22 protein-coding genes are annotated in these 24,246 nt (G+C 62.1%); 7 read left to right on the forward strand and 15 right to left on the reverse strand.

The genetic code is table 11. The features are described from left to right. Position 1: 1 nt before the first annotated feature. Together recO and leuA are read right to left on the reverse strand one after the other, a co-directional pair. On the reverse strand, positions 2–754 hold the full coding sequence (gene recO / locus JMY29_RS10570; protein WP_018777694.1) for a DNA repair protein RecO: 753 nt from the start codon (positions 752–754) through the stop codon (positions 2–4). 84 nt (positions 755–838) lie between these two features. Then, on the reverse strand, positions 839–2,578 hold the full coding sequence (leuA, locus tag JMY29_RS10575; RefSeq protein WP_026267156.1) for a 2-isopropylmalate synthase: 1,740 nt from the start codon (positions 2,576–2,578) through the stop codon (positions 839–841). 249 nt (positions 2,579–2,827) lie between these two features. Here leuA and JMY29_RS10580 point away from each other — a divergent pair, with 249 nt between their 5' ends. Then, positions 2,828–4,780 carry a M13 family metallopeptidase gene (locus tag JMY29_RS10580; protein ID WP_189075537.1) on the forward strand — a complete coding sequence of 651 codons (1,953 nt, stop codon included), beginning with the start codon at positions 2,828–2,830 and terminating at the stop codon, positions 4,778–4,780. Between the two features lie 89 nt (positions 4,781–4,869). On the opposite strand, the gene JMY29_RS10585 is transcribed toward JMY29_RS10580, so the two are convergent. From JMY29_RS10585 to JMY29_RS10605, 5 genes are all read right to left on the reverse strand, one after another. After that, a complete protein-coding gene (locus JMY29_RS10585; RefSeq protein ID WP_026267157.1) occupies positions 4,870–6,429 on the reverse strand; it encodes an LCP family protein in 1,560 nt (519 codons plus the stop codon). A gap of 106 nt (positions 6,430–6,535) precedes the next feature. Then, entirely contained in the window at positions 6,536–7,498 is a 963-nt protein-coding gene (gene era, locus JMY29_RS10590; RefSeq protein WP_018777698.1) for a GTPase Era, read from the reverse strand. Beyond that, positions 7,482–8,813, reverse strand: a complete 1,332-nt coding sequence (locus tag JMY29_RS10595) for a hemolysin family protein (RefSeq protein ID WP_018777699.1) — start codon at positions 8,811–8,813, stop codon at positions 7,482–7,484. The genes era and JMY29_RS10595 overlap by 17 nt, the downstream gene beginning before the upstream one ends. Continuing rightward, positions 8,810–9,283 carry an rRNA maturation RNase YbeY gene (gene ybeY / locus JMY29_RS10600; RefSeq protein WP_018777700.1) on the reverse strand — a complete coding sequence of 158 codons (474 nt, stop codon included), beginning with the start codon at positions 9,281–9,283 and terminating at the stop codon, positions 8,810–8,812. The genes JMY29_RS10595 and ybeY overlap by 4 nt, the downstream gene beginning before the upstream one ends. Continuing rightward, positions 9,280–10,359: a PhoH family protein gene (locus JMY29_RS10605; protein WP_189075536.1), complete on the reverse strand. Its 1,080-nt coding sequence runs from the start codon at positions 10,357–10,359 to the stop codon at positions 9,280–9,282. Before JMY29_RS10605 ends, ybeY begins: the two co-directional genes overlap by 4 nt. 375 nt (positions 10,360–10,734) lie before the next feature. Here JMY29_RS10605 and JMY29_RS10610 point away from each other — a divergent pair, with 375 nt between their 5' ends. Continuing rightward, on the forward strand, positions 10,735–11,610 hold the full coding sequence (locus JMY29_RS10610; protein ID WP_189075759.1) for a GerMN domain-containing protein: 876 nt from the start codon (positions 10,735–10,737) through the stop codon (positions 11,608–11,610). A gap of 15 nt (positions 11,611–11,625) precedes the next feature. Here the strand turns inward: JMY29_RS10610 and JMY29_RS10615 are convergent, their stop codons facing one another. From JMY29_RS10615 to hrcA, 3 genes are read right to left on the reverse strand one after another with little or no spacing between them, the layout of a single operon-like run. Further along, entirely contained in the window at positions 11,626–12,387 is a 762-nt protein-coding gene (locus tag JMY29_RS10615) for a 16S rRNA (uracil(1498)-N(3))-methyltransferase (protein ID WP_189075535.1), read from the reverse strand. A 2-nt stretch (positions 12,388–12,389) separates the two neighbouring features. Next, positions 12,390–13,517: a molecular chaperone DnaJ gene (gene dnaJ / locus JMY29_RS10620; RefSeq protein ID WP_055975889.1), complete on the reverse strand. Its 1,128-nt coding sequence runs from the start codon at positions 13,515–13,517 to the stop codon at positions 12,390–12,392. 50 nt (positions 13,518–13,567) lie between these two features. Continuing rightward, positions 13,568–14,575, reverse strand: a complete 1,008-nt coding sequence (hrcA, locus tag JMY29_RS10625) for a heat-inducible transcriptional repressor HrcA (protein ID WP_018777705.1) — start codon at positions 14,573–14,575, stop codon at positions 13,568–13,570. A 232-nt stretch (positions 14,576–14,807) separates the two neighbouring features. On the opposite strand from hrcA, the gene JMY29_RS10630 reads away from it, so the two are divergent. Further along, positions 14,808–15,659, forward strand: a complete 852-nt coding sequence (locus JMY29_RS10630) for a DUF3097 domain-containing protein (RefSeq protein WP_018777706.1) — start codon at positions 14,808–14,810, stop codon at positions 15,657–15,659. A 129-nt stretch (positions 15,660–15,788) separates the two neighbouring features. Continuing rightward, positions 15,789–16,202 (forward strand): DUF4870 domain-containing protein, encoded by a 414-nt coding sequence (locus tag JMY29_RS10635; RefSeq protein ID WP_018777707.1) that lies wholly within the window; start codon positions 15,789–15,791, stop codon positions 16,200–16,202. 90 nt (positions 16,203–16,292) lie between these two features. Here the strand turns inward: JMY29_RS10635 and hemW are convergent, their stop codons facing one another. Next, complete coding sequence (gene hemW / locus JMY29_RS10640; protein ID WP_189075534.1) at positions 16,293–17,522, reverse strand: radical SAM family heme chaperone HemW; 1,230 nt, start codon at positions 17,520–17,522, stop codon at positions 16,293–16,295. Then, positions 17,523–19,376 carry a translation elongation factor 4 gene (gene lepA / locus JMY29_RS10645; protein WP_026267159.1) on the reverse strand — a complete coding sequence of 618 codons (1,854 nt, stop codon included), beginning with the start codon at positions 19,374–19,376 and terminating at the stop codon, positions 17,523–17,525. A 160-nt stretch (positions 19,377–19,536) separates the two neighbouring features. Between lepA and JMY29_RS10650 the strand changes: the two genes are divergently transcribed. After that, positions 19,537–20,073 carry a type II toxin-antitoxin system PemK/MazF family toxin gene (locus tag JMY29_RS10650; RefSeq protein ID WP_189075533.1) on the forward strand — a complete coding sequence of 179 codons (537 nt, stop codon included), beginning with the start codon at positions 19,537–19,539 and terminating at the stop codon, positions 20,071–20,073. Positions 20,074–20,241: 168 nt separating this feature from the next. Continuing rightward, positions 20,242–20,502, forward strand: coding sequence for a 30S ribosomal protein S20 (rpsT, locus tag JMY29_RS10655; RefSeq protein WP_011774926.1), 261 nt, complete (start codon positions 20,242–20,244; stop codon positions 20,500–20,502). A gap of 106 nt (positions 20,503–20,608) precedes the next feature. Here the strand turns inward: rpsT and holA are convergent, their stop codons facing one another. Beyond that, positions 20,609–21,625 carry a DNA polymerase III subunit delta gene (gene holA, locus JMY29_RS10660; RefSeq protein ID WP_189075532.1) on the reverse strand — a complete coding sequence of 339 codons (1,017 nt, stop codon included), beginning with the start codon at positions 21,623–21,625 and terminating at the stop codon, positions 20,609–20,611. After that, positions 21,544–22,989 (reverse strand): ComEC/Rec2 family competence protein, encoded by a 1,446-nt coding sequence (locus JMY29_RS10665; protein ID WP_229778583.1) that lies wholly within the window; start codon positions 22,987–22,989, stop codon positions 21,544–21,546. The genes holA and JMY29_RS10665 overlap by 82 nt, the downstream gene beginning before the upstream one ends. On the opposite strand from JMY29_RS10665, the gene JMY29_RS10670 reads away from it, so the two are divergent. Continuing rightward, positions 22,988–23,290: a hypothetical protein gene (locus JMY29_RS10670; protein ID WP_229778582.1), complete on the forward strand. Its 303-nt coding sequence runs from the start codon at positions 22,988–22,990 to the stop codon at positions 23,288–23,290. The genes JMY29_RS10665 and JMY29_RS10670 overlap by 2 nt on opposite strands. On the opposite strand, the gene JMY29_RS10675 is transcribed toward JMY29_RS10670, so the two are convergent. Next, on the reverse strand, positions 23,255–24,142 hold the full coding sequence (locus JMY29_RS10675) for a helix-hairpin-helix domain-containing protein (protein WP_189075530.1): 888 nt from the start codon (positions 24,140–24,142) through the stop codon (positions 23,255–23,257). The two genes, JMY29_RS10670 and JMY29_RS10675, sit on opposite strands and share 36 nt — an antisense overlap. Between the last annotated feature and the right edge of the window lie 104 nt (positions 24,143–24,246).

Here is a 24,246-nt window from a genome sequence, read left to right on the forward strand (position 1 = left end):
GTCAGCTTCGCTCCACGTGTTTGAGTGATTTCAAGGCCCGTTCCAAATGCCATTGCAGGTAACTCGCCACCAGCCCGGCGGCTTCCCTGCGGTGCCGCGGGTCGGAAACGTCCGCGACCTCCCAGTTGCCTGTCAACAAAGCGCCCAGGAGTACCACGGTCTCAGCCGCCGGCGCCGGTGATCCGGGTGGCCTGCAGTCGCCGCAGACCATTCCGCCCACCGGAGCAGCAAATGCTGTGTGGGGTCCCGGTTTACCGCACCGTGCACAGGCCGTGAAGCTGGGGGCCCAGCCTCCCGTGGCCAACGCGCGCAGAAGATAGGAATCCAGGATCAACTCCGGAGGGTGGTCCGAACGGCTCAGGGCCGCCAGCGCACCTACCAGAAGGTTGTATTGGGCCGTGCCCGATTCCGTGTCTGCGTCGGTCAGCTTTTCTGCTGTCTCCGTCATGGCGGCAGCCACCGTAAATCTGCCGTAGTCGGCAGCAATGCTGCTTCCGTAGGCACCTTTCGCCACTGCTTGGGTGACGATGTCCAACGTGCGGCCGGATACCAGCTGAAGGTCGGCCACCATGAAGGGCTCAAGCCTCGCGCCGAAACGGCTGCTGGTCCTGCGGACCCCTTTTGCCACGGCACGGACCTGCCCATGGTGCTTGGTCAGCAAGGTAATAATGCGATCCGCCTCGCCCAGCTTGTGGGTACGGAGAACCACGGCATCGTCCCGGTAGGACCGGGCTGCAAACGATGGATTGGCCACATCTAATCTTCGCACTATGCCTGGACCCGGGACGGTTGCCGGACCGTGTGGTGACAGAGTTTCCTGTCACCACACGGCCGGGGCCTAGGCCTGGGCGTCCCGAACGGCCCTGTTCACAGCCGAGATCAGTGCCTTGAGGGACGACGTTGTGGTGCTCGGGTCAATTCCCACTCCCCACAGGACACGCTCTCCGACGGCGCATTCAACATACGCGGCGGCACTGGCGCTGCCGCCTTCCGACAACGCGTGCTCGCTGTAGTCGAGAACCCGGACATCGACGCCGTCCTGGTGCAGTATGTCCAACAGGGCCGCAATGGGACCGTTGCCATGCCCGGTGCGCCGAACCTCAGTACCCTCGATCCGCAGGTTCGCATTCATGGTCATTGCGCCGGACTCGTCGGTCTCGGTGCTCACGCTGCCCAAGGTATAACGGCCCCACTGGGCCTGCTCTTCGTCCGAGGGCAGGTACTCATCCTGGAAGATCTGCCACAACTGGGACCCGCTGACTTCGCCACCCACGGCGTCCGTGCGTCGCTGGATAACTCCCGAGAACTCGATCTGGGCACGCCGCGGCAGGTCCAAATTGTGCTCGTTCTTCAGCAAGTAGGCAACGCCACCCTTGCCGGACTGGGAGTTGACGCGGATGACAGCCTCGTAGCTGCGACCCAGGTCCTTGGGATCGATCGGCAGGTAGGGCACCTGCCAGGTGAAATCATCCACGGGCTTGCCGGCAGCGGCGGCGTCCTTCTCCAGAGCCTCGAAGCCTTTCTTGATGGCGTCCTGGTGCGAACCCGAGAACGCTGTGAAGACGAGATCGCCACCGTAGGGAGAGCGCTCCGGCACAGGCAACTGGTTGCAGTACTCCACTGTCCGGCGGATTTCATCAATGTCGGAGAAATCGATCATGGGGTCAACGCCTTGCACGAACATGTTCAACCCCAGCGTGACCAGGTCAACGTTGCCAGTGCGTTCGCCGTTGCCGAAGAGGCACCCCTCAATACGGTCCGCACCGGCCAGGTAACCGAGTTCGGCTGCAGCAACTCCCGTGCCGCGGTCATTGTGCGGGTGGAGCGAAATGATGATGCCTTCGCGCGGGTGCAGATTACGGTGCATCCACTCGATCGAGTCGGCATAGACGTTCGGCGTAGCCATTTCCACCGTGGCAGGCAGGTTGATGATGACCTGCTTATCGGCTGAGGCCTCAAAGACGTCGGCGATGGCGTTGCAAACGCGTGCAGCATACTCGAGCTCGGTTCCCGTGAAGGACTCCGGCGAGTACTCGTAGGTGATGTGCGTGTCGGTCAGCGTCTCTTCGTACTTCTTGCACAAACGCGCACCCTGCAGCGCGATATCCAGGATGCCGTCTTCGTCCTGGTTGAAGACCACTCGGCGCTGCAATACGGAGGTGGAGTTGTACAGGTGGACGATCGCCTGCTTGGCACCTACCAATGACTCGTAGGTCCGTTCAATCAGGTGCTCACGCGCCTGGGTCAATACCTGGATCGTGACGTCGTCCGGAATGTGGCCGCCCTCGATGAGCTGGCGGACGAAATCGAAGTCCGTCTGCGATGCCGACGGGAAGCCGACCTCGATTTCCTTGTAGCCCATCTTGACCAGCAGCTGGAACATCTTCAGCTTGCGTGCCGGGCTCATCGGGTCGATCAGCGCCTGGTTGCCGTCCCGCAGGTCAACGGCGCACCAGCGCGGAGCTTTGGTGATGACCTTGTCCGGCCAAGTGCGGTCCGGGACCTCGACCGTGATCTGGTCCTGGAACGGCAGGTAACGGTGGGTGGGCATACCGGAGGGCTTTTGTGCATTACGCATGACGTGTGGCCTTTTCTCTAAGAACTGAATGAAAGCTTAGCCGGACACAACGAAACTCCGCGGCGAGGATGGCCCAGCGTCAGATAGCTTTCAGGCCTCGCCGCGGCAGCTAAGAAGAAGCATTTCCGCACGCACAAAATTACAGTAACACGGTGCGTATGATGACAGTGCAACACCTCATGCAACGTCCACTATGCAGACGCCGCGGCGGTGGCGACACCAGCTGCAGCGTCCACACAAGGAGCCACAGTGCCACAGTCGGGGATCACTCTTTCGAATATCGACCACAGCGTCCGGCCCCAGGACGACCTATACCAGCACGTCAACGGCGCGTGGCTCAACAGCACTACGATTCCGGATGACCGGCCGTTGGAAGGAACTTTCACCGCCCTGCGTGACGGGGCCGAGCTCGCAGTCAAGGCAATCATCGAAGAGGCCGCCGGCAAAGGCGAATCGGCCACCGGTATTGAACAAAAGGTTGGCGGCCTCTACGCCAGCTTCATGGACGAGGCTGCGGCAGAGGCAAAGGGACTCGCACCCGTGCGGGGCCGCCTTGACGAGGTCAGCGCAGTGAGCTCTCCCAAGGACCTGGCAGCTTTGATCGGCCGTCTTTTCCGTTCGGATGTGTCCGGCCTCTTCTCCATCTATCCCGCGCCGGATGCCGGGAACCCGGAACGAATCCTGCTGTACATCGGGCAGGGCGGCTTGGGTTTGCCCGACGAGTCCTACTACCGCGACGACAAGTTCGCCGGCATTGTGTCGGCGTACAGCAGCTACATCGAAAAACTCTTCACGCTCGCTTCCATTCCCGATGCCGCCGAGGCTGCACAGCGCGTCGTCGCGCTTGAGACGGCACTGGCTTCGCATCACTGGGACAACGTCACGCTCCGGGATCCCCAGAAGACGTACAACCTCAGATCTGCGGAAGAGGCCACAGAGTTGTTCCCCTGGCTCGACACGTGGTTCGACGCAGCTCGGGTCGACGCGGCGAAACGGCGGGAGATCGTTGTCAGCACCCCGGACTTCTTCACTGGCGCCGCCGCGCTGCTGGAGTCCGAACCATTGCAGGCCTGGAAGGAATGGCTGACACTCCGCGTCCTCAGTTCGGCCGCCCCCTATTTGTCGTCTGCGTTCGTGGACACAAACTTCGACTTCTACGGCACCACCCTGAGCGGTACCCCGCAAAACAAAGAACGCTGGAAGCGCGGAGTCGCCGTCGTGGAAGCTGCGCTGGGTGAGGCAGTCGGTCAGATCTACGTCGAACGGCACTTCCCTCCCGGTCACAAAGCCCGGATGGAATCCTTGGTGGCCAACCTGATTGCGGCCTACCGCGAGAGCATCTCTTCCTTGGCTTGGATGGGTGAGGAGACGAAGAAGGAAGCCCTCAAGAAGTTGGATGCGTTCCGTCCCAAGATTGGCTTCCCGGAAAAGTGGATCGACTATTCCGCAGTGGAGATTGACCCCAATGACCTTCTCGGAAATGTTGAACGCGCGCATGACGCCGACGTTGACCGCCATCTGGACGAAATCGGCAAGCCCGTCGACCTGACGAAGTGGCTGATGACGCCCCAGACGGTCAACGCCTACTACCACCCGATGTTGAATGAGATTGTGTTCCCGGCGGCAATCCTCCAGCCGCCGTTCTTTACCGCCGAGGCGGACGACGCCGTGAACTACGGTGGAATCGGGGCAGTGATCGGACACGAAATCGGCCATGGCTTCGACGACCAGGGATCGCAGTTCGATGGCAGCGGTGCGTTGCGAAATTGGTGGACCGAGGAGGATCGCACAGCATTCGAAGCACTCACCGCCAAGCTGGTAGCGCAATTCGATGCTCTCTCACCGTATGCCGCCCCAGAGCACAAGGTGAACGGCAAACTCACCCTGGGTGAGAACATTGGCGATCTGGGCGGCCTCACCATCGCCTACAAGGCATACCTTCTCAGCCTTGATGGCAAGGAACCGGAAGTTATAGATGGCTTCACCGGTCCGCAACGGTTCTTCATGTCCTGGGCGGCCGGGTGGCGTCAGGTAATCCGGACCGAGGAAGCAATCCGCAGGCTTGCCACGGACCCCCACTCCCCCAACGAGTTCCGGACCAACGCAATCGCCAAGAACCTCGATGCATTCCATGAAGCATTCGAAGTGGCTGAGTCGGACGGCATGTGGGCGGAACCCGGGGAACGCGTCAGCATCTGGTAGGAAGCAGGACGACGACGGCCGGGCGAGTTACGCAACTGGCCCGGCCTTCGCTTTGAACCGGCAATGGCTCTTGAGGTACTGATCCTCGCTTACTGATCGATGTAGAGCGGGTTCACCTGCTGGCACACGGCGTCGCTGGCCGTCTGGTTGACCACGTTGGACGGGACCGAAGCTGCTCCGTAGGCGGTACCGGTAGTGAAGTCGGTACCCACATAGAGCTGCACGCCAGCCACTCCGGGGGCCTCCTGCACCTGGGCAGCCGGGATGCCGTAGAGCTTGGCCACATCTGCAGCCACATCGGCAAATCCCTGCCCGTAGTAGAGCACGGTTTGGTCCACCGGGTTGGCCAGGTAGCTCACTGCCTGGGTAAATCCAGCGCCCGTGAGAACAGTCATCAATTCCTGCGCCCTGGTTCCCACGCCACTGCCGTTGGCCACAGAGACAGGCTGGATGGCTTTGTCGTAGGCGGGCGCCGGAGGCGTGGTGGCCGTGGGCTGGGGTGCCGGGGTTTCCGAAGGCGTGGGTGTTGATGTAGCCCCGGGCGTGGTCAGGTCCAGGTCCGCGCGCAGTGCTGCGAAGAGTTGGGACGCTTGAGGTTCAACGAGTTCCAGCCGGTTTGGATCCACTGCTGCAGCTTGCGTGGGAACGGCCACAAAAGCCACCTTGGACACATCAATGTCTTTGAGGCGGCCACCAATCGTCAGCAGCGACGGTACAGAAGCGAGGCCCTCGTCGACCGTCAGATTCTGCGTGACTACGTCTGCGATCTGGAGGAGTCGCTGCGGGTTGCCCAGAGTGCCTTCACTCTTCAGCTTTCGCGTCAGGGAAGAAAGGAATGCCTGCTGGCCCTTGATGCGGCCCAGGTCTCCACCATCGCCGAACGCATGCCTGGTGCGCAGGAAAGCCAGGGCCTGTTCGCCTTCGACCAGTGAGTCGCCCTTCTTCAGGCGGAGCCGGGAGTCCGGATCAAAGACGGGGTCACTCACGCACACATTGACGCCGCCCACAGCGTGGGAGAGTTCCTTGACGGCGTTGAAGTCGGCCATCATGAAGTGGTCGATTTCCAAGCCGGTCAGTTTATTGACGGTATCCACGGCACAGCCGATGCCGGCCTCTGCCATGGCTTCGTTGATCATCACGCCGCTGCGGGCAGGAAAGGTCTGGTTGTTGGTGCGGTCCGTGCACTGGGGAACATCCACCAACAAATCCCGGGGAAAGCTGAGGACATTGACCCGCTTGTTGTCAGCGGAAATGTCCAGCAGCATCATGACGTCCGAGTGGCCATAGCCTGTGGAGTCTTCGGTACTTCCGTACTCGGCGTTCTTCCCGTCACGGGTATCGGAGCCAAGGATCAGGATCTGCAGGCGGTCTGTCTTGTCGTTGGCCAAGGCATCGCCGGCGTTACGTGACTCCGCGGCGCTCAGCGGCGCCTTGGTGATGTTGGTCTGCAGCCGGATGAACCAGAAAGCAGCGAAGGCGACGCCGGCAACCAAGGCAACCGAGACCACACCGGTGACAATCTTCAACCAGAGCGGCAGTCCCTTGCGTTCATTCATATGGCGCGGAGTGCCGTCAGCATCCGCTCCATGGCGTGCCGCAACGGGGCCTGCGGTGCCGGTGCCCTCTGGGCGGGCGTCACGACGTCGCACTATTCGGTTTACCTTTCCTTAAACAGCTCGATCCCCGCAATCATAGTTGCCGTTTCTGGGAAGTTCCTTATCGGGCCGGGAGCCACGCCGGAACCAGCATTGCTGGCTAGAATCCTAGTTTGACCAGTTGCTTGGGGTCCCGCTGCCAGTCCTTGGCGACTTTCACGTGCAGATCGAGGTAGATCCGCGTGCCCAGCAGGGTTTCAATACCCTTGCGGGCATTGGTTCCCACTTCGCGCAGACGGCTTCCGCCCTTGCCAATAATGATGGCCTTCTGCGAGGGACGCTCGACATAGAGGTTCACCCGGACATCCAGGAGCGGGTTGTCCTCGGACCGGCCTTCACGCGGAACGATTTCCTCCACCACAACTGCCAAGGAGTGCGGAAGCTCGTCCCGGACACCCTCCAAGGCGGCTTCACGGATGAGCTCAGCGATCATGACCGCTTCCGGCTCATCTGTGAGCTCACCATCCGGATAAAGCGGCGGGGAGGAAGGCATGTGGCTGATCAGGACGTCGGCGACGGTGGAAACCTGGAAACCATCGGCAGCTGACACCGGAACGATGTCGGCCCAGCCTTGTTCACCCAGAACCTCACGGCCGAGCGCTGCGACAGCGAGCAGCTGCTCCGTGAGAGCCTGCCTGTCGACAAGATCTGTCTTGGTCACCAAAGCAACGATCGGCTTGCGCCCGACGGCGGCCAGCTGGGCTGCGATGAATTTGTCGCCGGGGCCGATCTTCTCGTTGGCGGGCAAGCAGAAACCGATGGCATCAACTTCGGCCAGGGTATCGGCGACAAGCTCGTTGAGGCGCTTTCCCAAAAGGGTCCGGGGACGGTGAAGTCCCGGGGTGTCCACGAGGATCAATTGTGCGTCCTCGCGGTGGACGATACCGCGGATGGTGTGACGCGTGGTCTGCGGTTTGGCCGAGGTAATGGCCACCTTCTGGCCCACCAAGGCATTGGTCAGGGTCGACTTGCCCGCATTCGGCCGGCCCACCAGCACCGAGAACCCCGCGTGAAAGCCGCCGAAGTCGCTATCGGCGTCGAATTTCTTATTTTGCTTGCTCACGTGGAACTCCCTGTTGCGTTGAGTCGGCGTCGTCGAGAAGGTCTTCAAGGTCAGTGTCTTCCTTTGGCATGGCGGCCGCAATGATATGGCTGACCCTGTTTCGGCGACCCTCCAGCCTATCTGCCTTAAGGAACACGCCGTTCACTTCAACCGAGCTTCCAACAATCGGAACCTGGCCAAGCGCCTTTGCGAGGAGGCCGCCAACGGTGTCCACCTCGTCGTCGTCGAGGTCAATATCGAACAGTTCCCCAAGGTCATCGATGCTCATTCGCGCGCTCACCCGGTACTGCCCGTCGCCCAGGTCGACGGCTTCCTCCGCTGCGGCATCGTATTCGTCAACGATTTCACCCACGATTTCCTCAATGAGGTCTTCCAAAGTCACCAGGCCGGCGGTTCCGCCGTATTCATCAATGACAATGGCCACGTGGGTGGACTCCTGCTGGAGTTCCCTCAGCAAATCACTCACCGGCTTGGACTCGGGGACGTATCGGACATCGCGGGCCAGCGAATCGACGTCGTGCGCCTGCAAGCCCGGTTCGCCGCGGTACATCGCTGCGGCAACATCCTTGAGGTACAGAATGCCTCGGATCTGATCCGTGTTCTCACCTATGACAGGGATTCGCGAGTACCCCGACCTCAGGAACAAGCCCATGGCAGTTTCAAGGTCCGCGCCGGTAGCGATGCTGACGATGTCCGTGCGGGGAACCATGACGGAACGCACCAAAGTGTCGCCAAAGTCAAAGACCGAATGGATGAGCTCCGCTTCGTTGTCTTCGATCATGTCCGACTCTGCCGCACGGTCGACAAACTCGCGGAACTCTTCCTCACTGACAAAAGCGTCGTCACCGCTGGGAGCGCCTGGGGCTACTGCTTGGCCAAGCGCCACCAGCCATCCTGGGATCGGGCCCAGGATCCAGCACAGGAACCTGATCAGCGGTGCCGTGAAACGCACCACGGGTCCGGAGTGCGCGCGTCCCAATTGCCGGGGTGAAACGCCGACGAGCACAAAGCCGATCACGGCCATGATGCCCGTTGCCGCAAGCCCGGCGAGCCAGACGTTGTCCAGCAGGCTGTGGAGGACAACCGCGACGGCCACTGCCGCTGCCATTTCAAACCACACACGCCAAAAGCGCAGGGCCCGCATGTGGGCGATCGGGTTTTCAAGGATGCCGGCCAGGGCCTTGCCTTTGCTCCGGCCAATGGATTGTTCGGCCTCATGCCGCGGCAGGAAGTTGAACGCAGCCTCGGCCGCAGTCAGCAGTGCAACAAAGCTGAGGAATACCAGCGCCATGCCGACCAGAATGATCGACGTCACTGCATGGTCTCCATGGGGGCATCCTTGCCCAGGAATTCAGACAGCAGTTCCCGCTGCAAGCCAAACATTTCTTCTTTTTCATCGGGCTCGGCGTGGTCAAAGCCCAGCAGGTGGAGGATTCCGTGCGTGGTCAGCAACAGCATTTCATCCTGCGTAGGGTGGCCCGCGTTGCGGGCCTGCACTTCAGCCACCTGCGGGCAGATCGCGATGTCTCCAAGCATGCCCTGCGGAGTTGGCTTGTCCGGGGTGCCGGGCGTCAGTTCGTCCATGGGCACGGACAGCACATCGGTGGCTCCCGGCTCGTCCATCAGCTCAATGTGCAGTTTCTCCATGGCGGGTTCGTCCACCAGCAGGATGGACAGCTCTGCCTGGGGGTGGATATACAGGCGCTCAAAGATGAAGCGGGACAACGTCACCAGCTGCGCTTCATCCACTGCCACGCCGGACTCGTTGTTGACTTCAATGCTCATTTACGTTCTCCACGTTTAGGTGTGTGTGCTGCCTCTGCGCTGTGGGCATCATCCCACGCGCTGTAGGCGGAGACGATATCGCCCACCAGGCGGTGCCGTACTACGTCTGCGGCCTCGAGGATGGAGAAATTCACGTCGTCGATCCCGGTCAGGATTTCCCGGACAATACGCAGCCCGGACGTTGCTCCGAAGGGCAGGTCGATCTGCGTGACGTCACCGGTGACCACCATTTTGGAGCCAAAGCCGAGCCGGGTCAGGAACATCTTCATCTGTTCCGGAGTGGTGTTCTGGGCTTCATCAAGGATGATGAAGGCGTCGTTGAGGGTCCGACCACGCATGTAGGCCAACGGAGCCACTTCGATGGTGCCCGCCGCCATCAATCGCGGGATGGATTCCGGATCCATCATGTCGTGCAGGGCATCGTAAAGGGGGCGCAGATAGGGGTCGATCTTGTCGCTCAGAGTGCCGGGAAGGAATCCCAGCCTCTCCCCCGCTTCAACGGCGGGCCGCGTCAGGATGATCCGGCTGACTTCCTTCATTTGGAGCGCTTGGACGGCCTTGGCCATGGCCAAGTAGGTCTTGCCCGTACCTGCAGGGCCAATTCCGAAAATCACCGTGTTGTCGTCAATGGCGTCAACATAGTTTTTCTGGTTCAGCGTCTTGGGCCTGATGGTCTTGCCACGGCTGGAAAGAATGTTGTGGGTCAGGACATCCGCAGGGTTCTGCACAGACTGGGTCCGCAGGAGGGACACCAACTGCTGGAGCACATCAGGCGTGACCAATGTCCCCTTCGCCACAAGACCGCGCACTTCCTCAAGGAGGCGCATGATGCGGGGAATGACGGTTGCGGGACCGGTCATGGAAAGCTCGTTGCCCCGGACGTGGAAGTTGACGTCCTGGAACTGTTCCTCGATGTACCGCAGGGCTTCATCGTGGCTGCCCAGCGAGTGAACCATCTGGTCGGAGTTGTCGAAGGTGACAACTTCCGTGCGCGTGCCCGGTAAGGTGTGCGGGAACTCGGTGGTCGGCTGGTTCCCGTTTCCGGTCCTGAGCCGCCCGTTCAAAGATTCACTCATAGTGCTGGCCCTACGGCCTGTTCTCCTCCGGTTGATCGTATGACGCAATCCTACGCCAGCGCGGCCCGGGATGAACCTCGCCAATGGTCCGGATCACTGCCGCCGCTGCACTGCCGACATTTTGTCTCAACTCGGCATCAAGCCGGTATCAATCATGTTTCAGTTGGCCGGCGTCCGCAGAAACCCGGCCGGACGCCGTCGACGATGTGCCAAGCTGGCATAGCGGGTGGTCGAGCCCCCGCAGTTCCGACCCCAGCGGCCCGCCCCATAGGCGGCCGCGTTTTGCATCGTAAGACAGGAAACGCCATCACCGAGCCAGCGAGCAACGGAAGCGGCGCACGCAAGCGGACCAAGTCCGCCGTCGTTGCGCCGGCGATGCTTGCTGTCATGCTGCTCACTGGTTGCATCGCAAACGGCGGAGGGGGCAGTCAGGCGACACAGAGCTCGCCTCCGATGACGGTCCAGGACGCCCCTGCGAGCAACGCACCACTGGAAACGACGCAGGCGTCCACCAAGATTCCGGTCTACTGGATCGGGCGGAGCAAGGAGGAGGTCTACCTCTACCGTGAGTTCCGGGACATTTCCGGTGACGGCAATCCTGTGACGACGGCCCTGCGGATCATGATGGCGGAAAAGCCCCTGGATCACGACTTCTTCACGCCCTGGCAGGAACCAGGAAGCCTGGCGACCTCCATCTCGGGGAAAAACGTGATCACCGTTGATGTGTCCCGCGACGCCTTCAACTCAAACCTCGATGCCGGGATGGCACAACGGGCCATCCAGCAGCTGGTTTACACGGCGTCCGCCGCGGCATCGTCCTCCGGACTCATCAACTCCGGACAGCAGATCCAAGTGGTCATTCTCGTTGACGGGCACAAGGACTACATGGCCTTCGGCCAAGTGAAACTTGGCGAACCCATGACGCGTGATGCTTCCTTGGTGGCGCCGCTGTGGATCATCGATCCGCAGGAGGACGTGTCCCTGCCCCCTGGTTTGATCAAGTTCAACGGGCGCACCACGGACAATTCACGGCCCATCAGCTGGCAGCTCCTTCAGGACAACGGCAAGGGTGAGAAGTCGAGCCTGCTCACGGGCCAGACCAAAGCAACCGGCGAACCCGGGCAGTATGGTCTGTTCAGCTTCGGCGCGACACTGAAACCCGGAAAATATGAATTGCGGGTAACCGAGGTCGACGATGCCGGCAAGGCCATAGAATCGAGCACGGACACCCGGTTGTTCACCGTGGCCTGATTCGACGTTCGCCGGCTACCAGCGACCGAGGACGTCGCTGGCCAGGACGACGGCGGCGGGTCCCGCCGTCGACGACCGCAGGACATGGTGACCCAGGAGGGCCGTCACGGCCCCTGCATCGCTAAGCCGTGTCACTTCACGCGGCGAAATCCCGCCCTCAGGCCCCACGATCAACAGAACCTCACTGGGCGAAGCACCGTTGACATCCAGCCTCTCCAGGACCTCCCGCAGAGGGTTTTTGGCGTCCTCGTGAAGAATGACGGCCAAATCGGCCTCGGCAACGGCTTTCACCAAACCGCTGGAGTCGACGATCGGGCGGATTGGAGGTACCCAGGCCCTGCGCGCCTGTTTTGCAGCCGCGGTGACCACTGACTCCCATTTCGCATGCGCCTTGGCTGCCCGCTCCGCCTTCCAGCGCACGATGGATCGCTCCGACTGCCAGGGAATCACGGCATCAATGCCCAGTTCCGTTGCCGTCTCGATTGCGAGCTCGTCGCGATCACCCTTGGCCAACGCCTGAACCAGTACCAATCGAACGTCCGGCTGGGCTTCGAAGACGATGTCGGTGGCGGTCACCGTCAGGGCACCGGGCGCCGCTTCGGCGACCACTCCAGTGAGACGGGCACCTGCGCCGTCGGCGATGTCAACGGACTCACCGACGGCCAAGCGCTTCACCGTCACTGCGTGGCGGGCCTCCGGACCCTCCAGGACAAAATCAGTACCGGGCGCTACGTGGCTGAGGCTGCCGGCCGGTGTAAAGAAAACGGGGTTGCTCACCGCTACAGGTTACCGAGCTTGTCCCGGAGCTTTGCGAACATGCCACCACTGGCCACCAGTTTTCCTTCGGTGAACTGCTCGCCGCGGAGCTTGGCAAGCTGCTGGAGGAGTTCTTCCTGTGCATGGTCCAGTTTGGTAGGTGTTTCCACATGCAGGTGAACCTTCAGATCGCCGCGGCCGTAGCCCCGCAGGTGCGTTACGCCGAGGCCACGAAGGGTGATGACCTCTCCGGACTGCGTGCCTGCCTTCACTTCGATGTCCTGTGCGCCGTCGAACGTCTCAAGCTGCACGTCGGTCCCCAAGGCAGCAGCCGTCATGGGCACGCTGAGGGTGGCGTGGAGGTCGTCGCCTTCGCGTACGAACGTGGAATCGTTGTTGACGCGGATCTCCACGTACAGATCACCGGCCGGACCACCTGCAGGTCCTGCTTCGCCCTGGCCGGACAGCTGGATTCGCGTACCGGTAGCGACGCCGGCGGGAACCTTGATGGTGAGCGAACGGCGGCTCCTGATGCGTCCCTGGCCGTTGCATTCGTTGCAGGGATCCTTGATGACGGTGCCGAAGCCTTCACAGGAACCACAGGGGGCGGTGGTCATGACCTGCCCCAGAATGGAGCGGACGGCGCGCTGAACCTGGCCGCTGCCACCACAAATGTCGCAGCGTTCAGGGTGGGTGCCCGGGCGGCAGCAGCTGCCGTCGCAGGTGGGGCAGACCACGGCTGTGTCCACTTCAAGCTTCTTGTTGACGCCGAACACGGCATCCTTGAGGTCGATCCGAACGCTGATAAGGGCGTCCTGGCCACGTCGTACACGGGAGGCGGGCCCTCCGTGTCCACCGCCGCCGCCAAAGAAAGTGTCGAAGATGTCCTGGAAGGCGAAGCCCTGGCCGGCGTAGCCGCCGCCGAAGCCGTTATCAGTGCCGTTCTCGTTGCCCGTGGCATCGTAGACGCGGCGCTTCTGGGGATCTGACAACACTTCGTAAGCGTGCGTCACGGCCTTGAACTGCTCCGCGACATCTTCACCCGGGTTTACGTCCGGGTGGAGTTTCCGCGCCAACTTGCGGTACGCCTTTTTGATCTCTTCCCCGGTGGCTTCCGGCGAGACTCCCAAAACGTCATAGTGGCTGCTCAAAGTCGGTATCTCTTCCTGGTTGTACTGCGGATGTTTTCCCGGGCCGGTGTTCAGCCGCCGAGAATGCGGGAAAGGTAACGGGCCACGGCACGAACTGCTGCCATGGTGGTGGGATAGTCCATGCGGGTCGGTCCAAGGATTCCCACCTTGGCGCCGGAACCGTAGCCGGTGGCCACTACAGAGGCCTCGGCCAGGCCGTCGTACGGATTCTCCCGGCCAATGCTGACTGTCACGCCCCGGGGATCGTCTCCCATGTCCGACAACAACCGGAGCATGACAACTTGTTCCTCAAGGGCCTCAAGCACGGGACCGATGCTTAGCGGGAAGTCAACGTTGGAACGTGCGAGGTTGGCCGTACCGGCCATCAGAATGCGTTCCTCACGGCTGGTGTCGCTCAGGGATTCCAAGCCAGTGGCCAGCCTTTGGGCGAGGGCACGAAGATCCGGCGGGCAAAGGGCCACCACCGACGGTAACACCTGCGGCAGGAGTGCCAGCTGGGTGCCGGCGATGCTGCCAAGGAATCGTGACCGCAACAACATCAAAGCCTCGTTCCCCACGTCCGAACCGGCGTCGATGACTTTTTGCACGACGCTCCCGGTGTCCGCAATGAGGACCACCAGCACCTGTTTGGGGGCCAGCAGAACGAACTCCGCGTGGCGGACCAATGCGCGGTGCGAGTGGGGATACTGCACGACGGCGACCTGGTTGGTCAGCTGGGAAAGGAGCCGTACTGTGCGCTCAAGAATGTCATCGACGTCGTCGGGTCCTTCAAGCAGCGAGTGAATTGCCCGACGCTCGGCGGCGGACAACGGCTTGACCTGGGAGATGCGGTCAACGAACAGGCGATAGCCCTTGTCAGTGGGGATTCGGCCGGCGCTGGTATGCGGGGCGGCAATAAGACCTTCTTCTTCCAGGACAGCCATGTCATTGCGGATGGTGGCACTGGAAACACCCAGGTGATGACGCTCAACGAGGGCTTTCGATCCCACCGGCTCCCGGGAATGCACGTAATCCTCAACGATGGCACGCAGCACTTCCAATTTGCGTGGCTCACTCATTGCTACACCTCCTGACGACTGCCATGGTCCATGGGACCGGTCCCCGCGGGACCTCCAATGGATCACCGCACACTTAGCACTCAACATGCCCAAGTGCTAACAAGTCTAGTATGAGCCACCACGTTGTTAGCATTGAAACCGTCCGAGGACTGCATCCAGGGCGGCGTCCCGATACCGGCTGACGGCAACCCGCCCCTGTCCCCTTTCACATCACCACAGAGGTAGGAATTCCTTGGCTTTCGACAATTGGGGCCCGCAGGACCTGACCGCTCCAGCCAAACGCCAGCTCCCTGAGGTGCCGGTGCAACGCGGCATGGTCCTCGAAGACGTCCAGTCAGGATGGGTGGGCGAAGTCACCCGGGTGGAAAAGACCGGTGGCATGCACATCGTGTCGCTCGAGGACAGGCGCGGTAAAACGAAGTCGTTCCAACTCGGGTACGGATTCCTTCTCGAAGGACAAGCGATCAGGTTGATGCCTCCGGCCCCTCGCCGGCCCGCTTCAGCGGTTCAGGCGAATCGCACGGCCTCGGGTTCGGTAAAGGTCCAGGGGCAACGGGCGCAGGTCGCGAAGGCCAGCCGCATCTGGGTGGAGGGCAAGCACGACGCTGAACTCGTGGAGAAAGTCTGGGGTGACGACCTCCGTGTTGAAGGAATTGTGGTGGAACCGCTCCACGGCGTGGACGACCTCAAGTCCGCCATTGCCGACTTCCGACCCGGTCCCGGCCGCCGCCTTGGCATCCTGGTGGACCACCTCGTGGCGGGCTCAAAGGAGTCCCGGATCGCAGCCGAGGCCATGACTGTCCCCGGCGCTGCAGGCAACGTCCTGATCGTGGGCCACCCTTATGTGGACGTGTGGCAGGCCATCCGGCCGAAGGTCCTGGGCATCGAGCAATGGCCCGCCGTTGCCCGCGGCACTGATTGGAAGACCGGGATTCTCACGGCCTTCGGTTGGCCCCACGAAACAGCGGAGGACATCGGGCTGGGCTGGCAGCGCCTGCTGGGCGCAGTGCACAGCTATGCGGACCTTGAGGCATCGTTGTTGGGGCGTGTGGAAGAAGTCATCGACTTCCTCACCGTCCCGTAGTCCACGGTCCGGATCATCAGGATCCGGCATGCTTCCGGGGCGTTGGTCCCGGGAAGGACGCGCGGCCCGGTATTCTTGGACAGCAACACAGCAGCATCTTTAAAGCATTTAAGGCAAAGGGAAGACACCGTGGCAGATAACGCTCCTGAAGAACCGGGCAGCGCCGCAGGCCGGCCCCAGTACCATGGCGCCCCTGCCAACGCACTCCCGTTGACAGCCAGCGAGGACAGGCAGTGGGCCACTTTGGCCCACTTCGGCGGCATCCTTGGATGCTTGCCGGCTCTCCTGATCTACCTGATTTTCCGCGACCGCGGGCCGTTCACAGCGCAGGAATCCAAGGAGGCACTGAATTTCACGTTGCCTCCCACCATTGCCGCCGTCTTGGCCAACATCCTTGTCCTGCTGCCGGTGGTGGGAAACATTTTTGCCGTCATTGCCACGGGTATCTGGGTGGCACTGACGTGCTTCTCTGTTTCAGCGGGCATCCGGGTCAACCACGGCCAGCCCCACCGCTACCGTTTCAACCTGCGCTGGATCAAGTAGGACCCCCGATCCGCCCGATGAATCCGGGGGGTCCGGGGGGTCCGGGGGGTCCGGGGGGTACGGTACCGGGCTGTCAGTCCCAGGCGAAGGTCAGTCCGGCAGGATCCTGCGGACTACGGCATCTGCGAGCAACCTGCCCTTAAGGGTAAGAACCAGTCGTCCCTTGAATGCCTGAACCGGATCAACCAGTTCGTCAGCAATGAGGCCCGCCATCGCGTGGCGCCCAATCGCATCCAGGGCATCTACGGCAAGGCCCGTTCCGAGCCGCGCCTCCAGCATGATCCGCTCGACTTCCCGGGTGCCGGCGTCGAGGGTTTCGCGCCCTGCGGCAGGTGAGGTCCCTGACCCCAATCGTGATGCGTAGGCCGTGGGGTGTTTGACGTTCCACCACCGGACACCGCCCACGTGTGAGTGCGCGCCGGGGCCGATTCCCCACCAATCGTCTCCGCGCCAATACGCGAGGTTGTGCTTGCACGCCTGATCCGGAGTCCTCGACCAGTTGCTGACTTCGTACCAGTTCAAGCCGGCCGAGGAGATCATCTTGTCCGCCAGTTCATACTTTGCGGCGTGGTCGTCGTCGTCGATTCCGGGCACCTGGCCACGCTTGATCTGCGCGGCAAGTTTGGTGCCATCCTCGACTATCAATGCGTAGGCGCTGATGTGGTCCGGCCCGTACGAGAGCGCCGTCTTGAGTGAGAACTCCCAGTCCTCCATGGACTCCCCTGGTGTCCCGTAGATAAGGTCCAGGCTGACGGAGAGGCCTGCTTCGCGGGCCCATTGCACCACCAGCGGCACCCGGCTGGGAGTGTGGGTGCGGTCCAGCACTTTCAGCACGTGCGGAACCGCAGACTGCATGCCGAAGGACACGCGGGTGAAGCCCGCGTCCGCAAGCACCTTCAAGGATTCGGGTGTTACAGAGTCGGGATTGGCCTCGGTGGTCACCTCAGCGCCGGGCTCCAAGCCCCAGTAGCCGACGGCGGCGCGCAGGATCTCTGCGAGATCCTCCGCAGGCAGGAGCGTGGGCGTACCGCCACCAAAAAATACTGTGCTTAGTGGACGATGCGGAAGGCCAGAGGCCTCAAGGGCCGTCGCCGCGAAAGCGACTTCGGAAACAGCCGTGGAAGCATAGGCATCCTGCGACGCTCCCCCGCCGAGCTCCGTGGCGGTATACGTGTTGAAATCGCAATAGCCACACCGTACGGCACAAAACGGAATGTGCACGTAGAGCCCGAATTTGCGTTGCTCGACGCCGTCCAGCACCTGCGGTGGCAATAATCCATCCGCAGGTGCCGGATCGCCCAAAGGAAGGACGCTGGGCATTTACTTCTTGGCCTTGTCCTTGGACTCGTCGGTCGTCAGTGCTGCGATGAAGGCCTCCTGGGGAACCTCAACGCGGCCCACCATCTTCATGCGCTTCTTGCCTTCTTTTTGCTTTTCGAGCAGCTTGCGCTTACGCGTGATGTCACCGCCGTAGCACTTGGCAAGAACGTCCTTGCGGATGGCACGGATGCTCTCACGGGCGATGATGCGGGAGCCAATGGCTGCCTGGATGGGCACTTCGAACTGCTGCCTGGGAATAAGCTCGCGGAGCTTTCCGGTCATCATCACACCGTAGGCGTAGGCCTTGTCGCGGTGGGTGATGGCGCTGAACGCATCCACTTGTTCACCTTGTAGCAGGATGTCGACCTTGACGAGGTCGGCGACCTGTTCGCCGTCGGCCTTCCAGTCCAGCGAGGCGTAACCGCGGGTCTTGGACTTCAGGAGGTCGAAGAAGTCGAACACGATCTCGGCCAGCGGGATCCAGTATCGGAGCTCCACGCGGTCCTCGGACAGGTAATCCATGCCCTTCATCTGGCCGCGGCGGCTCTGGCACAGTTCCATGATTGCGCCAACGAACTCGTTGGGCGCCAGGACCGTGGCAGAGACCATCGGCTCGCGGACCTCGGAGATCTTGCCTGTGGGGTACTCGCTGGGGTTGGTGACGTGGACGACGCGCTTGTCTTCCAGAGTAACCTCGTACTCCACGTTCGGAGCAGTGGAAATGAGGTCCAGGTTGTATTCACGCTCGAGGCGCTCACGCGTGATTTCAAGGTGCAGAAGCCCCAGGAAGCCCACACGGAAACCGAAGCCCAGCGCAGCGGAGGTCTCGGGCTCGTACACCAGGGCGGCGTCGTTGAGCATGAGCTTTTCGAGCGCATCGCGAAGGACCGGATAATCCGTGCCATCCAAGGGGTACAGGCCCGAGAAGACCATCGGCTTGGCATCTGCGTAACCGCTGAGGGATTCCGACGCCGGCTTGGCCAGGTTGGTGACGGTGTCGCCGACCTTGGACTGACGGACATCTTTCACGCCGGTGATCAGGTAGCCCACCTCGCCAACGCCCAAGCCCTTCGAGGGCGTGGGCTCCGGGGAACTCACACCGATTTCGAGAAGCTCGTGCGTCGCACGGGTAGACATCATCTGGATACGTTCGCGGGGATGCAGCATGCCATCCACAACACGGACATAAGTCACGACGCCCCGGTAGGTGTCATAGACCGAGTCGAAGATCATGGCCCGGGCGGGAGCGTCAGGATCGCCTACGGGGGAAGGCAAATCGCGGACGATCTTGTCCAGGAGCGCTTCGACGCCCACGCCCGTCTTGCCGGAAACCTTCAGAACGTCCTCCGGGTCCCCACCGATGAGGTTGGCGAGCTCAGCCGCGTATTTCTCGGGCTGGGCCGCAGGGAGGTCGATCTTGTTCAGGACCGGAATGATGGTCAGGTTGTTTTCCATCGCCAGGTACAGGTTGGCAAGGGTTTGGGCCTCGATGCCCTGTGCCGCGTCGACCAGCAGAACCGCGCCCTCGCAGGCTGCCAGGGACCGGGAAACCTCGTAGGTGAAGTCGACGTGACCCGGAGTGTCGATCATGTTCAGGGCATAGCTGGTGCCGTCCAGTTCCCAAGGCATGCGGACAGCCTGGGACTTGATGGTGATGCCGCGTTCGCGCTCAATATCCATGCGATCCAGATACTGGGCCTTCATGTCGCGTTGCTGAACGACGCCGGTGAACTGCAGCATGCGGTCGGCCAGGGTGGATTTACCGTGGTCAATGTGGGCAATGATGCAGAAGTTCCGGATGATGGCCGGATCTGTTGCGGCGGGCACCGGTGCGGTGCGGGCCATGGGAGACACGCAGGATCCTTACTGTCGACACTCACACGGCAATTACCCGGACTGGGCATAAGCCAGCCCGAACATGCCGCGCATCTGATCCTCTAGTCTCCCACGAACCGGCGCTTCGCCGTACATCGCGCGCCCTGCTGTCCGGCGACGTCGGATGTAGCGTGTTCCTATGGCTTTTGACGTGCGCCCCCTGGGGAAATTTCTGTTGCGTTCACTCAAGGCGCTGCGAGGCGGCAGCTCCAAGCCGGCCGCGCCATCGGCGACGGCGGGCAAACCCACCCGGCGTACCGCCGTCGGGCAGCCACCGGGCCGCTACCCAGGCGACTTCCGCGGAGCCGTCAAGCCCAGCTACTCCCCCAAGCCGGACGGCAGGCCGGATCCTGGCGAAATTGTGTGGGGCTGGGTCCCCTATGAAGAGGACCACTCGCAGGGCAAAGACCGCCCCGTTCTTCTTATCGGGCGGGACGGAGAATGGTTGCTTGGGTTGATGTTGACCTCGAAAGACCACGACAACGGAGCACGCGCTGATAGCTACGTCGACATTGGCGCCGGCCCTTGGGACCGACAGGGCCGGCCCAGCGAGGTCAATGTACAGCGCATCATCCGCTTGGACCCCCGGGCCGTGCGGCGAGAAGGCGCGGTCTTGGGCAAGCGGCAATTCCAGGACGTTTCACGGAGCCTCAGGGCCTATCAAAGCGTGCGCTGAACTGCGGGTCTCCGTTATCCGTGAGTATCTGCTATCCTTTATAGCTGTGTGTCCGTGCAGGTCGACGGCCACTCATGGTTGGCTGCCATAGGCATCCCCACGCCGCTCAGTCGATGGCCAACCTGAAAACCCTCTAGACCATTTCCGCATTAAAAAGAGAGTTCATACGTGGCTAATATCAAGTCCCAGAAGAAGCGCATCCTCACCAACGAGAAGGCTCGCCTGCGTAACAACGCTGTCAAGTCCGAGCTGAAGACGGCCATCCGCGCCGTCAACACCGCCGTTGAGTCTGCTGACAAGGATGCTGCTGGAACTGCACTTGTTGCTGCCAGCCGCAAGCTGGACAAGGCTGTCAGCAAGGGCGTTATTCACAAGAACAACGCTGCAAACCGCAAGTCGGCGATCTCCAAGAAGGTCAACGCACTCTAAGGTTTTTCCAGTTCGACTGAGCTGATCAAAAGGCCGGCACCCATTGGGTGCCGGCCTTTGGGTTTAACGGCCGGTATTTCTCCGGCGGGTACTTCTTAGGCGGACTTCAGCGACGACTGGCTGACGTGGCGATTACCGTTACCGCATGCTCCACCGCGTACACGGGATCACGCGATTCGCCCTTCACCTGGGCATCCGCCTCGGCAATGACCTGGATGGAACGGATGAGGCCTTCGGGGGTCCACCGGCGAACGTCACGTTGGGCCTGTTCCACCAGCCAGGGCTGCATTCCCAGATTCCTGGCGATGGTGGCTGAAGACCCGTTGGCCCCGGCTACTTTGGCGAGGGTCCGAAGTTTGGCTGCCAGGGCAGCTACGAGAGGAACGGGATCGACGCCGGTGGCCAGGGCGTGCCGGAGAGTGGAAAGTGCTACTGGCCCGTTGCCTGCCATGGCAGCATCTGCCACCTTGAAGGCTGTGGCTTCAACCCGCCCTCCGTAGTAACGTTCCACGGTCTCTGCCGTCACGGCAGTAGTAGCATCAGCGATGAGCTGGCCGCACGCTGATGCGAGCTCTGAAAGATTGGCACCGACCGCGTTTACCAGGGCCTGGACGGCTTCGCCTTCAATGCGGCGTCCGCCCGCCTTGAACTCCGAGACAACGAAGGCGGTCTTGTCCGAGTCCTTCTTCAGGGGCTGGCAGTCGATGACGGGCCATCCCCCGGCCTTCACGGCATCAAGCAGCTTCTTACCGCGTACTCCACCGCCATGGCGAAGGACGAGGACAACGTCCTCGTCAGGGTGCTGGAGATAGGCCAGACCATCCGCCAGGAACGCGTCATTCATGGCTTCGAGGCCCTCGACCTCAATGAGCTTGCCTTCCCCGAAGAGGGACGGAGTCACTGTCATCGCCAGTGTCCCTGCCTCGTAGGAGCCGGCGTTGAGACGGCTGAGTTCCACGTCCGGCGCGGCAGTCCGCACCTGCGTGCGGATCCGATCCATGGCACGGATACCAAGGTATTCTTCCGGCCCGGTGATCAGTACTACGGCGGCCGGGCTTGCGTCCCGCCAGCTGACGGTGTTCGCCGCGGCGTTCTTGGCCCGGGTGTTTTGGGCAGCAGCCACTGGTGTTTCCTTCCGGATGATTCCTTGCAGATATCAAGTCTGCCATGCCTGCGCCCTGACATGCGGCCCAGGAACAGCACCACCCCGGCATGCAAAGCCACAACCCGCACCAGAACCCGTTCCGATTGCAGGACCATCCAGACCAGCGTGATGCTGACGCCCGAGCACAGCACCATGGCGGCGACACCGGCCTGGCCTTCGGCCCAAGGCATTGTTGCGCCGGGCAAACCCGCGAAGAACCTGGCAACTCCCGCAACAGTGGCCGCACATCCGCCAGCCACCGCGACGGGCACCACTGCCAACCAAGGCGCCATCACCGCCAACGGCACAGCGAGCGTTCCCATGATGGTCACTGGGGCAACCAAAGGACCGGCCACGACATTGGCGATGAGGGCATACGGAGTAAATTGTGGCTGAAGTGCCACAATGACGGGCCCGCACAGCAGCTGGGCGGAGAACGGAACGGCCACTCCGGCAGCCATCCATCGGGGAACGCGCGAGGGTATCCAGGAAGCAAGGCGGCTGGCCAGGAGTACTATCCCGAGCGTTGCCAGTACGGACAGGAGAAATCCCGCGTTCGCTGCCATGGTCGGGTCAAGAAGCAACAGAATCGCTGTGGCAACGCAAAGGAACGTCAGGGAACGCCCCCGAAGGCCGCCCACCATGGCGGCCAACCCTACAGCTCCCATGACGGCGGCACGCACGACGCTCGGGTCAGGACCGACCATGAGGACGAACCCAGCCAGGCCACATGCAGCAATGGCGGCCGCCGACGGGCGAGAGAGCCGAAGTGACCGGGCCAGCAGAATGAATGCTCCCAGAACGAGGCTGCAATTGGCACCGCTGACAGCTGTCAGATGGGTCATCCCTGTCGTTTTCATGTCTTTTTCGAGACTCTCCGGCAAGGAACTTGTGTCTCCCGTGACCATGCCTGGCAACAGCCCGGCTGCATCGGGAGGCAACCACCTTGTCGCGGCACTGAAGCCATGCTTAAGCTCGCTGGCGGATTGCCGGACATCGGGTTGGGAGTCGAGCACCACCGGCCACGAGGACGCCGACAGGAGCGCATCCTGGCCCTGGCCGTCGCGGGATTCCTTGAGGGTCCCGGTGGTTCTGACCACTTGGCCCGCTTGTACCTTGTCCCAACCATCGCCGCCGGCGATCAGGACATCCGCCGTCCCCCGCGCAACAGTGCTCTTCGCCGTTACGGCCAACAATTCGGCTGTCACAGTCCACCTGGTCCCTCCGGACTGGCCAGGTGCCATCGATGCGGCCGGGCTTCCCGTAATCCGTATCTCGATGGCGACTCCGTCATGGTCCGCAGCCGCCTGCGCCAGCGGTCCCTCCTCCCGTTGGACTGCCATGGCTGCACAATGGACCGCAACTGTGGCCCCGAAGAAACAGGCCAAAGCAAAAGTGGCGGGCATTGTCCGGGCCCGCACCCCGGCGCACCGCCGCTGCCGCCCACTGAACAGCAAGACCGCGCCTGCGATCAACAGGAAACCTGCCGCAGCCCAGGACCAAACAGCCTCATTGAAGGTGCCTGCGAACGCCGCTCCCCACGCAGTGGCTGCAGTAGGAACCAACCTGAGGTCAGTACGTCCGGCCGACCCCGCCCCGGCGCCGGCGTCAGCCACTTTGCACCGTCACAAGATCCTTCAGTGACTCCATAAGCTTGGGCCCGATGCCGTCCACAGCGTCAAGTTCATCCACGGACGTGAATGCTCCGTGCTCTTTCCGCCAGTCCAGGATGCGTTGGGCTGTTACCGGTCCGACCCTGGGCAATGTCCCTAGTTCCTCCAGCGAGGCTGTGTTGATGTTGACCTTGGCACCTGTCGCGGCAGGGCCGGCTGTTCCACTGGCCGCTCCGGAAACTGCGCCAGCACCCGCAACCGGCGAGCTCTGAGGGGGTGTCTCTCCGACAACGGGTATGTACACCTTGATTCCGTCGGTGAGGACTTCCGCCAGATTGAGGGCGGTAAGGTCGGCGCCGGGCGCCGCCCCGCCAGCCGCATCGATGGCTTGGAAGACGCGACTCCCCTGAGGCAATGAGACGACACCGGGCTTACCCACCGCACCGGCAACGTGCACCATGACCACTCCTGGCCCACCTTGCGCAGGCGGAGCAGCAACTTCTGCGGGCTGCACGCCTTCGGCCGGAGGATCTACGGCATCAGGACCATCTGAGCGGCCGGCGGATACGGAAGGACCCAGGGGCTCAGACGTTGCCCGACCGTCCGCGAGTCGCCAGAGAAACCATGCCATGAGCACGGCCGCCACCACGGCAACCAGCGCAGCTACCCTCCACGATGTCCGCCAACGCAGCCGGGCGACAGCCGGAACCGAATTTGCCTCGCCTGCGAAGAGTGACGCCAGATCATCTGTTTCTGCGCCTGAATCCCCGGATAGATCCAGCAGCGGCCGACTGCTGTGGTCTGGGATCATCCGTGCGGCGAACCGTTCCCGCGCGGCCTGCGCTGCGGCATCTGGGGACAGGTCCCGGCTCCGGCGTGGCATGAATCGAGCCTACGGTCGGCGGCGGGGCACGTGGGCGAGCTTCCATGGCTATGTGGATAAGTGGCTGCGCTCAGATGCAAGCAGACCAGGCACGCCGGCGCACT

The organism is Paenarthrobacter nicotinovorans, from assembly GCF_021919345.1.
GTDB lineage: Bacteria > Actinomycetota > Actinomycetes > Actinomycetales > Micrococcaceae > Arthrobacter > Arthrobacter nicotinovorans.

Bases quoted from the DNA above. Each gene is read 5' to 3' on its own strand.
- leuA (WP_026267156.1), bottom strand. From the start codon at position 2,578: ATGCGTAATGCACAAAAGCCCTCCGGTATGCCCACCCACCGTTACCTG.
- ybeY (WP_018777700.1), bottom strand. From the start codon at position 9,283: ATGAGCATTGAAGTCAACAACGAGTCCGGCGTGGCAGTGGATGAAGCG.
- JMY29_RS10605 (WP_189075536.1), bottom strand. From the start codon at position 10,359: ATGAGTGAATCTTTGAACGGGCGGCTCAGGACCGGAAACGGGAACCAG.
- JMY29_RS10610 (WP_189075759.1), top strand. From the start codon at position 10,735: ATGCTTGCTGTCATGCTGCTCACTGGTTGCATCGCAAACGGCGGAGGG.
- hrcA (WP_018777705.1), bottom strand. From the start codon at position 14,575: ATGAGTGAGCCACGCAAATTGGAAGTGCTGCGTGCCATCGTTGAGGAT.
- hemW (WP_189075534.1), bottom strand. From the start codon at position 17,522: ATGCCCAGCGTCCTTCCTTTGGGCGATCCGGCACCTGCGGATGGATTA.
- JMY29_RS10650 (WP_189075533.1), top strand. From the start codon at position 19,537: ATGGCTTTTGACGTGCGCCCCCTGGGGAAATTTCTGTTGCGTTCACTC.
- JMY29_RS10670 (WP_229778582.1), top strand. From the start codon at position 22,988: ATGGCTGCACAATGGACCGCAACTGTGGCCCCGAAGAAACAGGCCAAA.
- JMY29_RS10665 (WP_229778583.1), bottom strand. From the start codon at position 22,989: ATGGCAGTCCAACGGGAGGAGGGACCGCTGGCGCAGGCGGCTGCGGAC.
- JMY29_RS10675 (WP_189075530.1), bottom strand. From the start codon at position 24,142: ATGCCACGCCGGAGCCGGGACCTGTCCCCAGATGCCGCAGCGCAGGCC.